This window comes from Glutamicibacter sp. FBE19 (assembly GCF_015524875.1).
Classification (GTDB): Bacteria; Actinomycetota; Actinomycetes; order Actinomycetales; family Micrococcaceae; genus Glutamicibacter; species Glutamicibacter halophytocola.
The window spans coordinates 70,295-84,131 of sequence record NZ_JACKQN010000001.1; the positions used below are offsets into that span (position 1 = coordinate 70,295).

12 protein-coding genes are annotated in these 13,837 nt (G+C 61.3%); 5 read left to right on the forward strand and 7 right to left on the reverse strand.

The window, feature by feature from the left end:
* Positions 1-1,044: 1,044 nt before the first annotated feature.
* From H6F58_RS00315 to H6F58_RS00325, 3 genes are all read right to left on the reverse strand, one after another.
* Positions 1,045-2,088: a GTP-binding protein gene (locus tag H6F58_RS00315; RefSeq protein WP_195180808.1), complete on the reverse strand. Its 1,044-nt coding sequence runs from the start codon at positions 2,086-2,088 to the stop codon at positions 1,045-1,047.
* A 91-nt stretch (positions 2,089-2,179) separates the two neighbouring features.
* Entirely contained in the window at positions 2,180-2,878 is a 699-nt protein-coding gene (locus H6F58_RS00320; protein WP_195180809.1) for a maleylpyruvate isomerase family mycothiol-dependent enzyme, read from the reverse strand.
* A gap of 183 nt (positions 2,879-3,061) precedes the next feature.
* Complete coding sequence (locus H6F58_RS00325) at positions 3,062-3,919, reverse strand: DMT family transporter (RefSeq protein WP_195180810.1); 858 nt, start codon at positions 3,917-3,919, stop codon at positions 3,062-3,064.
* Positions 3,920-3,990: 71 nt separating this feature from the next.
* On the opposite strand from H6F58_RS00325, the gene H6F58_RS00330 reads away from it, so the two are divergent.
* Complete coding sequence (locus H6F58_RS00330; RefSeq protein ID WP_195180811.1) at positions 3,991-4,941, forward strand: LysR family transcriptional regulator; 951 nt, start codon at positions 3,991-3,993, stop codon at positions 4,939-4,941.
* 193 nt (positions 4,942-5,134) lie between these two features.
* Positions 5,135-6,901 carry a plasmid pRiA4b ORF-3 family protein gene (locus H6F58_RS18355; RefSeq protein WP_195180812.1) on the forward strand — a complete coding sequence of 589 codons (1,767 nt, stop codon included), beginning with the start codon at positions 5,135-5,137 and terminating at the stop codon, positions 6,899-6,901.
* Positions 6,902-6,911: 10 nt separating this feature from the next.
* Here H6F58_RS18355 and H6F58_RS00340 read toward each other — a convergent pair whose 3' ends face one another.
* The 4 genes from H6F58_RS00340 to H6F58_RS00355 form a co-directional block, all read right to left on the reverse strand.
* Complete coding sequence (locus tag H6F58_RS00340; RefSeq protein WP_195180813.1) at positions 6,912-8,276, reverse strand: LCP family protein; 1,365 nt, start codon at positions 8,274-8,276, stop codon at positions 6,912-6,914.
* 164 nt (positions 8,277-8,440) lie between these two features.
* Positions 8,441-9,328, reverse strand: a complete 888-nt coding sequence (locus tag H6F58_RS00345; protein WP_060703091.1) for a LysR family transcriptional regulator — start codon at positions 9,326-9,328, stop codon at positions 8,441-8,443.
* Between the two features lie 112 nt (positions 9,329-9,440).
* Complete coding sequence (locus H6F58_RS00350) at positions 9,441-9,599, reverse strand: hypothetical protein (protein WP_171918759.1); 159 nt, start codon at positions 9,597-9,599, stop codon at positions 9,441-9,443.
* Positions 9,600-9,698: 99 nt separating this feature from the next.
* Entirely contained in the window at positions 9,699-10,721 is a 1,023-nt protein-coding gene (locus H6F58_RS00355; RefSeq protein ID WP_195180814.1) for a LacI family DNA-binding transcriptional regulator, read from the reverse strand.
* A gap of 246 nt (positions 10,722-10,967) precedes the next feature.
* Between H6F58_RS00355 and H6F58_RS00360 the strand changes: the two genes are divergently transcribed.
* The 3 genes from H6F58_RS00360 to H6F58_RS00370 are packed head-to-tail and all read left to right on the forward strand — an operon-like array spanning position 10,968 to position 13,826.
* A complete protein-coding gene (locus H6F58_RS00360; RefSeq protein WP_195180815.1) occupies positions 10,968-11,315 on the forward strand; it encodes an L-rhamnose mutarotase in 348 nt (115 codons plus the stop codon).
* Positions 11,316-11,345: 30 nt separating this feature from the next.
* A complete protein-coding gene (gene rhaI, locus H6F58_RS00365) occupies positions 11,346-12,518 on the forward strand; it encodes an L-rhamnose isomerase (protein WP_146276997.1) in 1,173 nt (390 codons plus the stop codon).
* Positions 12,519-13,826 (forward strand): MFS transporter, encoded by a 1,308-nt coding sequence (locus H6F58_RS00370; protein ID WP_195180816.1) that lies wholly within the window; start codon positions 12,519-12,521, stop codon positions 13,824-13,826. It begins immediately after the preceding gene.
* The last annotated feature ends 11 nt before the right edge of the window (positions 13,827-13,837 follow it).

Here is a 13,837-nt window from a genome sequence, read left to right on the forward strand (position 1 = left end):
CAACGGATGTCGGTGGAACTCTATTGCAATCCTGGAGGTCAAACGCAGCAGCAACGATCCGCAGATGGGCAAGCACCAGGCAAAGCTCTACGCGGATTGCCTTGAACGCGCCTAAAGGCAACGGCCGGTCATCTACTACTCCAATGGATACCGCCACTGGCCGTGGGAGGACAACCGCTACCCGGAGCGCGAGGTCCTGGGATTCCACACCCGGGACAAGCTGCAACTGCCTGTCGACCGGCGCACCCAGCGCAAGCCGCTGGCCAAGGCCGCCAATCCCGCCGGCCTGGCCGACTGCCCATATCAGCACAAGGCGATCCGCGCCGTGGCCGAGGGTTTCGACGCGGAGGACCCGGACCATTGTCGCGTTGACGAAAATGCTAAACGACAGAATGATTACTTTTTAGCCAGCTTCTAGTCCATTTGGAGGGGAACCAATGAAGATAACTTTTTACACTGCTTTTGCAGCTATGGTCGTTGGTGCGATAGTCGCAATCATGACGACGACCGCATTATTCAGTGAACCTAGCGCGTTTCAAGTCGGAGTGATGATCTGGTCAGGAATCTTGTTATTGACGGGGCTTGTCGTTGTGAGGCTGTTGAAAAACGTTGCTACCAAAGAAATTTAGTCCCTTTCCTCCAGTACCTTTATAACGGTTCTTCTGCAGCGCAGACTGAGCCCAATGGAAGTGCGCTGATCTATTGAACGCGCTGATCACTTGAATCTGGCTCACCGGGCAACCAATCCTCTGCATCTCAGCTGGTCACACTGGGATGCGCAAGAGGCCCAGTTCGAACCTTGGTCAAGGGCCACGGAATGACCCCTTTATGGAGACAAAAATCGACCCCGGTGCCAATAGAAATTGGGACAGGGGCCAACGGAATTACCTCAAAGATTTCAGTCATGAGTGCTGTGAAGAGAGTTTCGTTTCTTCGTCAACACTTACGTTCGGGTCGATCTACAATTTCTACCAACCTGTCTAGATCCCTGTAAATACGGGATTTTTGAAATCGCAGGCTTGAGCATTAATTACAAACAGTGCTTCAGCTATTTACAGATTCTTCGTCGGCAACCCGCGCACTGAGGATCAACCGACGCTCAAGACGGATGAGATCTTGCGAGGACGGTTCAGCAGTTGAAGGCTGCAGCGCAGCACGTAAAAAGTCGCCAACCCGTTGCTCATCCAACTCCACTCCAACCGCTACCAATGCGTCATCGGCAGGGTCAGAGCCTGGTGTGGCCAACTGAAGATGTGGTTGCCATCCGACCATGTTGACCAGAAAGCGTTGCGTGCCGCGGCCGGTCCGCAATTTCACGTGGCCCTTGAGCCGGTAAGCGTCTGCCGGCGGGTTCTCGAGAAGATCCAGCAGGGCTCCCGGATCTGCCGGCCCGGGGCAGGGCACGGTGACTGCGTGGGCATGCGGCGCATGGCTGTGGTCATGTTCGGCCCGTGAAGCAGCGGCCAGCGGAAGCTCATCCGACGGATCTTCATTCATGGCGATATCAAAGACCAGCTGAGGATCTATGGCAGCGTGCGAAGCGGGAACGATGGCCACCTGCGGGTTCGCCTCGCGGACCCTGTCTCTGATCCGCGCGAAGGCCGCGTCCCTCGCCTTTTCCGGGAGCATATCCAGCTTGTTGACCACCACGAGGCTGGCCGCGGTGAAGCGGGCAGGCGCCATGGCCGCGGTGTCCACCGTATGTTTGTGCTGCACCGCGTCGATGACATCGATGATGCCTCCAGGGCGCACCCCGGGCGCATTGCCGTAGCGCAGGAGCCGATCCACATTGATCGGATCGGCGGCGCCACTGGCTTCAACGATGATTGCGTCCAAGCGGAGCTTTGGCTGGGCCAGCTTTTCCAGCAGCTCGTCCAGCCCGCCACTGTCCGGAAGGCAGCACACGCAGCCGCCGGCAATGGATTCGGCGGCATCAATCTGCCCGGTGATCAGGCCGGTATCAACATTGATCTTGCCGATATCGTTTATGATCACGCCAACTCGGGTTCCCGGACGGGTCAACAAGCCATTGAGCAGACTGGTTTTGCCCGCTCCGAGATATCCGGTGAGCACAATAACGGGGATCAAGACCGGTTCCTTTTCAGCTGGACGAGCGGGCCATGCCCATTCTCCCGGTTAGCCAGGCAAAAACACGGGTGGGCGCCATTGGGCGAGGCGGTTACCAGGTTGGAAGGCCGGGAATCGGGCCGTCGGCCTCGATGTTGTGGGTATTGCCCCGGGCCAGCCATTCAACCAAGCCGGCGCGGTTGGCTCGGACCGTCAACGAGCCATCACCGATGACCCATGTGTCTCCTTCTTCGCTGACAAGGGTCATGTCCGGAGCGTTTTTGGCGCGCATGGTGCGCACCGCAGCCAGGACGGCATCTTTTTGCGAAGCAGGATCGGCTTCCTCGATGGTCCAGGCGGTATCGAGGTCGTGATGGTGGATGGCCACTTCAGTGATTCGCAAGGCCACGATGTCAGCGGCCGGGATGATCTTGCCGTGCAGGTCGACTTCTTCCACCGCCAGCTCACCAGCCAGGCGCTCGCACTGCTGCGCGAAGTAGTTGGCCGATTCGTCGAAAGCAGCGAGCAGTTCCTCGCGGGGCAGCGCGGCCAACTGGTCGATTTCGGCGTTGCGAGCTTCCTGCGAGGCGTAGAGTTTTTGCGGCTCGCCACTGATGGCCCAGTCGACAAGCTTCACCAGGGTGCGGCCATTGGAAGCCAGGTGCGCGATGACGTGGGCGCGGCTCCAGCCCTCGCACAAGGATCCGGCAGCTAATTCTTCGGCGGACAAGGCCTGCACCGTAGCGGACATCACCGCAGTTTCACGAGCCAGGCGGGAGAGATCCGAGTGCAATTGCGCAGTATTGATCATGTTGCCACCCTACCAACGCGGGCCTTAGCGCAATAAAGATTTCGTCATGGGTACCAGCGCGGTCTGGATTGATAACTTCTGCGCGCCAGCTCAGTTTCCGCCAGCTTGTGCTGTTGCCTGAGCGAGGTTCTTGTTGATGGCTGGGGCTCCTTCCCGCCATCTCTGTTCGGCCCGTGCGCCCCATCAAGTGGCAACAAGAAGCACCAGTGCACCTAGGTAACCCAGCGTGCCGATCCTGTCGCCAGCCAAAAGTACTCCGGCGAAGAGCGCCCATCCTGGTTCTGTGCCAAGAAGCATGCCGGCGCGTGAAGCCGACGTGTGCTTTGTGGCCCACAGCTGGCCCAGGAAGGCGAAGATGGTGCAGCCCAAGCAGAGGTAAACAATGGTCAACCAGTTCGCGATGCTGAACCCCGGCAAATGTTCCATCAACGAATTGCTGCCCCATACGGTGAAAATTACCGCTCCGAAAGCGATCTCAACTGTGGTCAGCCCCAGTACATCGGTTCTCCGGCCAACGGTGAACCGTGCCTCGGCAACACCGAGCAGGGCCCGAGTGGCCGCAGCGGCGAGCATCAATCCATCTCCCGGATTGATCCCGGAAAATCCGTTGCCGCCCACGAGCAGCGTAATCCCGAGCAGGGCAAGCAGGACACTGGCGATCAAAGATGCTGAAAGCCGCCTCTTGGCGTGCAGGGATTCGAGGATCGGGGTGAAGAGAATGGAAACGGCGATGATGAGTCCGGCATTGGTGGCACTGGTGAGCGTGACGCCAATGGTTTCCAGCGCAATGGTCGCGGTACGCAAGATGCCCAGAAGGATGCCGGGCAGTGTCGAATCCCGGAGCCGAACAGCGGGCCGGGCGAAATTGATGCAAAGCAGGATCGCCGCTGAGGGAAGGAACCTGATGCACATGACGGCTGCGGCCGATGAGGCGGCCGCAAGGTCCTGGGCTGCCAAGTAGCTGCCGCCCCACATTATTGCAATGAGCAGCAGCAGGACATCGGGAAGGACGCGGCGGGCTGTGGGTGGAACACTAGGCATATTTTTACTGTAGAAAGCTCAACTGTTAAGAACAACGGCCATTATCTTCAACATCCAGTAAGCTGAGCTTCATGGAAGTGCATCACCTTCGAACCCTGCGCGAACTAAGGGACAGGGGTTCTGTTACCGCGGTGTCCCAAGCCTTGCATTTGTCCCCATCTGCCGTATCGCAGCAGCTGGCTGCGTTGCAACGAAGCGTGCCCATCCCGCTGACCGAGCAACGGGGCCGCGTATTGGTGCTCACTCCGGCCGGAGAACGGCTTGCGGATGCCGGTGGTGAAGTGCTGGAGGCCCTTGCCCGTGCCGAGAATTCCGTCTCGGAGTATCTGAAGGGATCCCGGCAGACCGTTTCCGTTACCGCCTTCCACAGTGCCGGTCTTGCCTGGTTTCCGGCGCTGATCGCCAGCGGCTTGAACGATCCAGAGGGGCCCATGGTCCGCTGCCGGGATGAAGACGTTTCAATCAGCGAGTTCGCCAGCCTGGTCTCCGACCATGATGTGGTCATTGCGCACCGTCCGCTGGCCTCAGAATCCTGGCCGGGCAACAGGGTGCATGTTACGCCCGTCCTGCAAGAGCCAATCGATGTGGCACTGCACCGCGAGCATCCCTTGGCGCAGCAGGATACCGTGTGCCTGGCTGACCTCGCAGGTGAAACCTGGGTCGCGGCGCATGAGGGGTTCGCCCTGGAACCGCTGCTCGTGCAAGCGATGTTCGCCAGTGCCGGCAACCCAATCCAGATCGCGCATCGCGTGAACGAGTTCAACCTGGTCGCCGCGATTATTGCCGAGACCCGAATAGTCGGGTTGCTGCCTCGATATACCGGGTTGATGCCGAACTTCCGGGAACAGGTAGTGCTCCGCCCACTGGCGGACCTCTCGCTTGGCCGCCAGATTGATATTCTGACCCGGCCCGAAGCCCGGACCAGGGTCAGCACGCGAACCGTCATTGACCGAGTCATCAAAGTTGCCGAGCAAACCCGCCTGAGTGCCGAAGGGGAGATGCAGCGCTCCTTCAAGTCCTAGGTGCCATCGGCCGGAGGCTCCAACGGGTCGCTGGGAGGGGAGAAACTTTGTCTCCCGAGTCATGCGGAAGCAGTGATGCAGGCAGATGGCTCTTTGCTGTTCGCTGTTGAGGCAACGCGGTTCGTTCCCCCTCTCATGAGCCAGTTGGCACGTAGCCTAGAGGTAAGAGAAAAGCGATCAGGGGAGCAGCTCGGTGGCCAAGAAAAAGAAGAAGCAGAAGCCCAAGCAAGGGCACCCGGCACGCCTGCAAGGGGATGTCATCTCAATAGAGCGGGCGAAAGTGAAGCGCGGTTTGGACGCCCTCGCCGTGCAGTTCACCCGGTGGCTCGAAGCCCAGCATGGGGATAGCGAGCTGGCTCCCATGGTGTTGGCTGCAGTGGGCGAAACGCTGGGCTTCTATGCCGAGGCATTAGAACTGCGCAGCGTCACCGATTTTGATCCGCCGCAGCTCTTCACCGTGCTGACCGCGACCATCGAATTTGAAGAAGCCGAGGACCCGGATGATGACTCCGGGGAACTGCGCGATCTCGTGTTTACCGCGTGGACCGTCTACCTGGACTTCTTGCGCGAAAACGGACTATGGGATGGTGACCCAGCGGGTCTTGAATGGCTGCTGGAATCGATCAATTCCGATGACCCGTTCAACGAGCCAAGCGCAAAGAAGCCGTTGGATGTTCCGGAAACCGCGGAGGCCGCGGTGGCTGAAATCGCTCAAATGCAGGTCTCCAAAATGGGCCGCGTGCTCCTTGCCTGGGCCACCACCACCGGCCATGTCTACTGGGCGGCTGGTCCCGGCCCGGAATTCATTCCCCAAGCCGCTCACACTGTACGCGGGCTGTTCCCGAAGGATCTAGATGCTCCGGGCCGGAACAACGTTGCCGCGGTGCTGCTTTCTGCCCTCGAAAGGGCTGGAGCGCTGGACACCAAAACCGCTGCTGTCCCGGAATACGGCAACAACGCGCGTGACTTCATCGCAGCGGACACTGCAACCTCCTTCGAGAGCAATTACGCCTATCTCAAAACCGTCCTTGACCTGCTTCTGGCGCAGCCAGAGCGCAGCGATCAGGCGGGACTTGAGTCGTGGGGCCTCGCGAATCTCTGGTTGCTGGAGGCGGTTGACGGCGAAGCGCATTCGGTTGCTGCAGCCCGCGACGAGTTGTTCCCGGAAGCTGCTTGGGCCGGTGCGCATCAGCGCATGGAGCTGTTGCGCTCCCTCGGCTTGGTGAACGAAGGAAGCACCTACGGCATTCCGGGCATTGTCCGCCTGGCATTGACCGACCTCGACAGCGAAGAACCAGGAGGCGATGCACCCTTGGAACCGGACGTGGCAGACTTTTTTGCGGAATCCGAAGAGCTCCAGGAAGAGCCCAAGCGCCTGAAGCGCACCGAACCGTATAAGGGCAAAGTGCTGCAGCTCAAGCTCACCCTGCGCGAAGCCAAGCCGCCCATCTGGCGCCGCGTGATGGTGCCCGCTGACCTGAATCTGGCCGACCTGCACGACATCATCCAGATCAGCTTCGACTGGTCCGATACGCACCTGCACCAGTTCTACGGGAAGAACTACAAGGTCAGTTATGGTCCACAGAACCCGCATATGAAGAGCGATATCGACGAGTCGACGGTACTCCTCTCCAAGCTGTTCAAACAGCCCAAGGACCGCCTGGCCTACGCGTATGACTTCGGCGATGACTGGCGGATCGGCATCGAGGTCGAGGACGTCCTCAAGGCCGATGACGGCCAGCTGCCGCGGTGCATCGGTGGACGCCGTATGGGGCCGCTGGAAGACAGTGGTGGAGCGCTGAACTGGAACGAGATGGTCGAAGAGCTGAAGGATGAGCAGCCGCTGACCATGATGCAGGACGTTGTCCCTGAAGACTCGTCACTATACCCAGGCGAGGATTTCGATCCGGCAGTGTTCAGCATCGAGGAAATCAACGAGAACTTGGACGCGGAGTTCTAGACTCGGACGGTTAGCCGCACAGGCTTTGGCTGGCCTTGCGATTGGTGGTTTTCACCGGTGACTTTTCCGGCTTCTCTACGCTCTGGTAGTCCTGGCCCAGGTGCAACTGGACACCGTCAATAGCCGCGGTCACCGGCTTGAGATCCAGGTTCAAGTCTTTGGCCAGGGCCATGGCGGTTTGCTGCGCCTGATCGGTGTCGGCTGCCAGCAAGGTGGTAGCGCCCTGCACGCTGGCGGCATTGCCGACACCGGACACCGTGTACCCTTGTTCGCTGGCCTTCTTGGCGTAGTCGCCGGCGAGATTCGCGACCCGGGCAGCATTGGTGATGTGCACGGCTGCCGCACGGTCATTAATTTCCGACGCGGCATCAGCATCGGATTTCTTGCCGGACTTTGTGCCTGCGAGGGCGACCGGCGAGTCTTCCCGGAGGCTGGCAAAAAGTGATTCTGCGTCTGCGGAGGGGACTACGCGATTGCGGTTCTGCGGTGCCGGCGACCAGGGCATGGTCATGAAGGTGATGTCATCGGAAGGGACCGCTTGGGCCCGGGCTGCCAGGGCCGTGAGATCCGAGAGCGAGCTCAAGCCGGGGTCAACCGTCAGGGACGAGGTCGCAGCGTCCAGGAACGAGTACAACCGATCCGGTCGGGCCAGCGTTTCACGGCTGGTCGCCTGCTGGACGATCGCAGACATGACCATTTGCTGGTGGCCCAGCCGGGCGATGTCGCTGCCATCGCCCACCGCGTGGCGGGTCCGGGCCAGAGCCAGGGCATCGGTGCCATTAACCTTCTGGTCGCCAGCTGGCAGGTCGAGCTTGGCCTTGGGGTCCTTCATGGGCTGCGGCAGGCAGACATCGACTCCGCCCAGGGCATCGACAATGGAGATGAAGCCTTCGAAATTGATCTCGATGAAGTGGTTCAGCTGCACCCCGGTCAGCGCCTCAACGGCGGCCACCGAGCAGGCTGGACCGTAATTCAGCGCCGAGTTGATCATTGCCACGCCGCCGGAAAAGGACCCATGCCCGGTGTCATCGCAGGCTGGCATGTCAACCAGGGTGTCACGCGGAATCTGCACCGCGTCGATGCGCCTGTTGCCTGCGGCCACGTGGACCAGCACCATGGAGTCGCTGCGGGCACCGCTGCCCTTGCCGAATCCGGAGGCTTCAAGGTCGCGGGTGTCAGAGCCAAGCAGCAGGAGATTGAGCCCGTGGCTGGAGTCGGGAGCGGCGGATTCGGAGCTGCGCATGGATGCTGTGGAGATGTTGCCCTGCAGCTTGAACCAGAGCCCGCTTGCGGCGACAACCAGGGCAATGACCAGTGCAAAGACGAGCAGAAGCGTGATGCGCCGGCGGTGAGGTCGGATTCGAAGCTCGGTCATCTAGGGGCCTCCTGCGTTCTTCATCTGGTCATGGGTCAACCTCCAGACGATCACGAGAGCCTTGCACTGCACCAATAGATTTGGCGATCGGATCCATGCATCGAAGCTATGGCAGGTCGCGCAGGCCCATCACTGCGCGGATACCCCCGTGCCGGTGCAATGGCTCACAAGAAGTGCAAGAACTCTGCCAGCGCAGGATTCTGGAACGGGTCGCGCCGGTAGATCACGCCGATGGCCCGGCCGGTTCCAGCTGGCAGCGGCAACTGCTTTCCGCCATAGACTTCCGCCGTGCTGGCCATGGTGCGGGGGATCATGGTGATCCCGCCGCTGGCAATGCTCAGCGGCACCAGGGCATCGCGCTGCACCGTGGTGATGACCCGCGGCGGGGTGCAGCCAAGCGAACGGTAAACCTCATCGGTCACCTTGCGGATGGAGGTGGGCTGGGGCAGGCTGACCAAGGTCAAATTACTTAGCAGCTGCGCGTTGAGCTCGTTGGCGCCGTCCAGGCCTGCGGGGAGCACTGCCGAGAATTCCTGGTGGCAGACCAGTTGGGTTTCCAGGTCTGCGGGGACTGCGTGGCTGACACCGAAGGCCGCGTCGGCGCTGCCCAGGCGAATCGCCTCCACCAGTTCATCGTGGTCCTGGACGCTGAGGATTTCCAAATGCACGCCGGGATGCTTCTGATGGAATTTGCCTGCATACTCCGGCAGTACACTGCCAATGAGCGACGGCAGGCCTGCGATGCGCAGGGAACCGGTTTTCAGTTCCCTGGTCGAAGCACCCAGGGCGTTGATCGAGGCCAGCTCGTCGAGGATCCGGCGCGCCGCCGGCACGATGGCGCGGCCGGCCTCGGTCAACTGCATGGTGCGCCCCGCGGCCCGGAAAATTGGCAGGCCCAGGCCCTGTTCGAGGGACTGGATCCGGCGGGAGAGCGAGGGCTGCGAGATGCCGAGGATGTCTGCGGCCGCGGTGAACGATCCGTAGTCGACCACGGTGATCACAGCTGCGATCTGAGGCAGGGAGACAGCACTGAGGTCTGGTTGATTGGCCATAGCGTGAAGGTCCCCTGGAAGATGCGGCAGCAGCAGTACTACCGGAAAACGCTAGCATGGCCGCCTGTGGCCACCGGCTGGCGTGCGTCGCGGCAATGGGGCTCGCGGGTATTCAGTCGTCGGTGCCGTCGATGGCAGCGCCATCGGGAGTTGCCCCGCCCTCGTCGGTCCAGTCCTGGCCGACCTCATCATTGCGCGCAGGGTCGGAGATGGCGTCCGGCACTTCGGCTTCGTCCTTGTCCAGGAATACTTCCGGATTATTTGCAGTCATGCTTCCGTTCCTTTCGTTGGCTGGACGGCCAACCTAGCATCAGATGCGCGGTGGATGCATCTTCACCGGGCCCGCTTTGAGGAAGCAATCAGCAAGCCATCAGCCCGCGGTGCCTGCACCCGCAGTCGATTCGCGGATGACAAGCTTCGGAGTGAAAACGAACTGTTCGCGCACTGCGTCTGCGCCTGCCTCCGACTCGCGCAACAGCACGTCAACGGCGGTGCGCCCGATTTCCTCGGCCGGCTGGCGCACTGTGGTGATGGGGACAACCGCTGATTCGGCGAAGTCGATGTTGTCGTAGCCCACCAGTGCGATGTCTTGGGGGACACGGAGCGAACCGGACATCACGAGCGCTTGCAGGATGCCCAGGGCCAGCAGGTCATTGGCGGCAAAAACGCCATCGGGACGTTCAGCTGGATCCATGGCCAGGATGCGCTCGCCGGCGGCCCGCCCTTCCAGCACTGTCAATTGCCTGGTTGGCATATGCTGGAGGACGGTTCCGGCGGTGCCGGCGATGACCGACTGGGCTCCTTCGAGACGGTGCTGGACCTGCACGATGCTTTGCGGTCCGCCGACAAACGCGATCTTCTTGCGGCCAAGATCAACCAGATGCTGCACCGCGATGCGGCCGCCTTCAACGTCGTTGACCGATACGGAGGAGAAACTGCGGTCTCCGCTGCCTCGGTCAACCAGGACCACCGGGGTGCCAGCCTCGCGAATTTTCCAGAGGCGGCTCAGGTCGCTGTGCATGGGGGAGATGAGCACCCCGGCCACGCGCTGCTCGTCAAAGAGATCCAGCAGCTGCTGCTCGGTGGTGAGCGAGTTGTCGCTGGAACCCATCAGCACCGTGTAGCCGTTTTCCAGGGCCCGGTGCTGCGCGCCCTGGGTGACATCCATGAAGAAGGGGTTGCGCCCGTCGAGGACCACGAGCCCAAAGTTCCGGCTGTGTCCTGCGCGCAATTGCCGGGCGGCATCGTTGCGGACAAAATCGAGCCTTTCAATGGCTGCGGTCACCTTGGCCACGGTGCGTTCCGAGACCACCTCGGGGCGATTGAGCACATTGGAAACGGTGCCCACGGAAACTCCGGCTTCGGCGGCGACTTCCTTAACGCTGACGGCCACAGAGAATTCCTGTTCTGATCGAAGGTGCTGCTCTTGCGAGTATATCCCGGGCTGCGGCAGCCGGCTTAATGCAGGGACCAATTGAAAGGTTTCAAAACTTTTCGACGGTGACGGCAAATCCCGCTTGATCTTCCAGAGTGAAGTGTCTTACACTCAATATGTCGGGCGATTGAAACGATTCATTTCTTGAATTAGGGAATCGCCGGCACCACTAACATCGACGTTTGGCGCAGATAAGGAAAACCCGTGCGAGTTTGCTTCCAGCTACAAGTTCTTCCCGAGCTGATGGATCAATACATCGAACGCCACCGGGAAGTCTGGCCGCAGATGCTCCAGGCCATCGAGGAGGCCGGGCGCCGGAACTACTCGCTCTTCCTGCGTGGTGACGGGCTGCTTATCGGCTACTACGAAACCGACGATGATCACGCGGCCCAAGCGGCCCTCGACGCCGATCCGCGCACCGCGGCATGGGAAGCGCAAATGTCGCAATTCTTCGTCAGCCTCGACGGGCGCGCAGACCAGCAGGCCCAACGGCTCACTGAAGTATTCAACCTCGAAGACCAGCTGGCAAGCCTTCCAGCAACCAAGAACTAGTTCACCGCATTGACAGAAATGGAGAGGTCTATGGGCGCAACGCTGAGCCCCGAGAACCTGCAAACCCTCAACCGGCTGGCCATCGAGGTCCCTTCGTGGGCCTACGGCAACTCCGGCACCCGCTTCAAGGTCTACTCCACCGCGGGCACGCCACGAGACCCCTTTGAAAAGATTGCCGATGCCGCCGAAGTGCACCGGCTCACCGGCCTCGCGCCCTCGGTGGCCCTGCACATTCCATGGGACAAGGTCGAGGACTTCACCGCGCTGCGCACCCATGCCGAAAATCTGGGCGTGCGCCTGGGAACCATCAACTCCAATACCTTCCAGGATGATGACTACAAGTTCGGTGCGCTGACCCACGAGGATCCAAAGATCCGCCGCAAAGCCATCGACCACCACCTCGAATGCATTGACGTCATGGATGCAACGGGCAGCCAGGACCTGAAGATCTGGCTGGCGGAAGGCTCCAACTACCCCGGGCAGGCCGATATGCGCGGGCGCCAGGATCGCCTCGCGGATTCGCTGGCAGAAATCTACGCCCGGCTCACCGGCGAGCAGCGCCTGGTGCTGGAGTACAAGTTCTTCGAGCCGGCTTTCTACCACACCGATGTTCCCGACTGGGGCACCTCCTACGCCCAGGTCGCCGCCTTGGGGGAGCGCGCGATGGTCTGCCTCGACACCGGGCACCACGCACCGGGCACCAACATCGAATTCATCGTGATGCAGCTGCTGCGCCTGGGCAAGCTGGGCTCCTTCGACTTCAACTCGCGCTTCTACGCCGACGATGACCTCATCGTCGGATCCGCGGATCCATACCAGCTCTTCCGCATTATGGCCGAGGTGATTCGCGGTGGCGGGCTGGAGGAGCAGAGCACCATTTCCTTCATGCTCGACCAGTGCCACAATGTCGAGAACAAGATCCAGGGACAGATCCGCAGCGTGCTCAACGTCCAGGAAATGACCGCCCGCGCCCTGCTGATCGACCGTGTCGCACTGACCGAGGCGCAGATTTCCGGGGACGTGCTGGCCGCCAACGAGATCTTCATGAACGCCTTCTACACCGATGTCCGTTCGGAACTTGAAGCCTGGCGAGCCGAACGCGGCCTGCCAGCAGACCCGATGGCGGCCTTCCGCTCATCGGACTACCAAAACCGCATTGAAGCCGAACGCGTCGGCGGAGTCCAAGCAGGATGGGGAGCATAAATGCGTATCGCAGCAACGAAGCGCGGCATCTCCGGATGGAAAGCCACCATCGCGGTGGCGATGAGCAACTACATCGAGGCCGGCGCCATTATCGCCCTGGCCACCAGCCTGAGCCTGTGGCAGTCGGCATTCGGATTCGATGACGCGCTGGTCGGGGTGATCGCCGCGGTGTCCGCCAACGCCTTTGGCGCGGCGCTGGGCGCCATGATCGGCGGCCCATTGTGCGACCGCTTGGGCCGCAAATTCATCTACACCTATGACCTGATGGTCTTCATGATCGGTGCCTTGCTGATCACCTTCACCTTCAACACCACGCTGCTGGTGGTGGGAGTGGTGCTCATGGGCATCGCCGTGGGCGCTGGCGTCCCGGCTTCCTGGACCTACATCGCCGAAGAGGCGCCCGAGGAATCACGCGCAGCCCATGTGGGCACCGCTCAGCTGGCCTGGTCCTTTGGCCCGGCCGTGGGCTTTGCCCTGGCCATCATGGTCGAGCCGATGGGCGTGAGCGGATCGCGGCTGATCTTCTTCCACCTGTTCATCGTCGCCGCGGTCACCTGGTGGGTCCGTCGAGGGCTGCCGGAATCCACCCGCTGGAAAGAGCAGCGGGCCGCCGAGCTGGCCAATGGAACCAAATTGTCCTACTTCTCCGGCATCCGCGGATTGCTGGCCGAACGCAAGAACTGGTCGGCACTGCTGTTCCTGATCGGTGTCTACGGACTGTGGAATACCGTGGCAGGCCAGGCCGGAATCTTCCAGCCGCGCGTCTATGAAGCGGCCGGCGTTGAATCGGCCACCCAGCAGAACCTGCTCCAGGTCCTGGTCTGGATGCTGACCGCCGCGGCCACCTACTTCGGCTTCATGAAATATGGCGACCGGGTTTCGCGCCGCTGGCTCTACTTCGCCGGGGCCCTGCTGGGCATCGTGGCCTGGGCGGTGCTGATCTTCGTTCCGCCCGGAGCGTTCTCGCTATTGTTCTACGCGGTGGCCTGGGGCATTTCAGCCGGCATCGGCGCGCAGGCCTTCTATGGGCTGTGGACCGCGGAGCTGTTCGCCACCACGTACCGCGCCAGCGCCCAGGGCATGTTGTTCATGCTCGCCCGCGTTATGGTCGGCCTGCTCTCGCTGGTCTTCCCGGTGCTGCTCACCAGCATGGGCCTGGAAAAGCTCGGCCTGCTGATCCTGGGCCTGCTGGCCGCAGCCCTGCTGATCGGAACCATCTGGGCTCCCGAAACCCGCGGCAAGTCCCTGGAAGAAATTGAAGTAGCACGCTACGGCAAGCTGGTCGCACCCCACAAGGTCGACGCGTAAGCGCCTGCGTG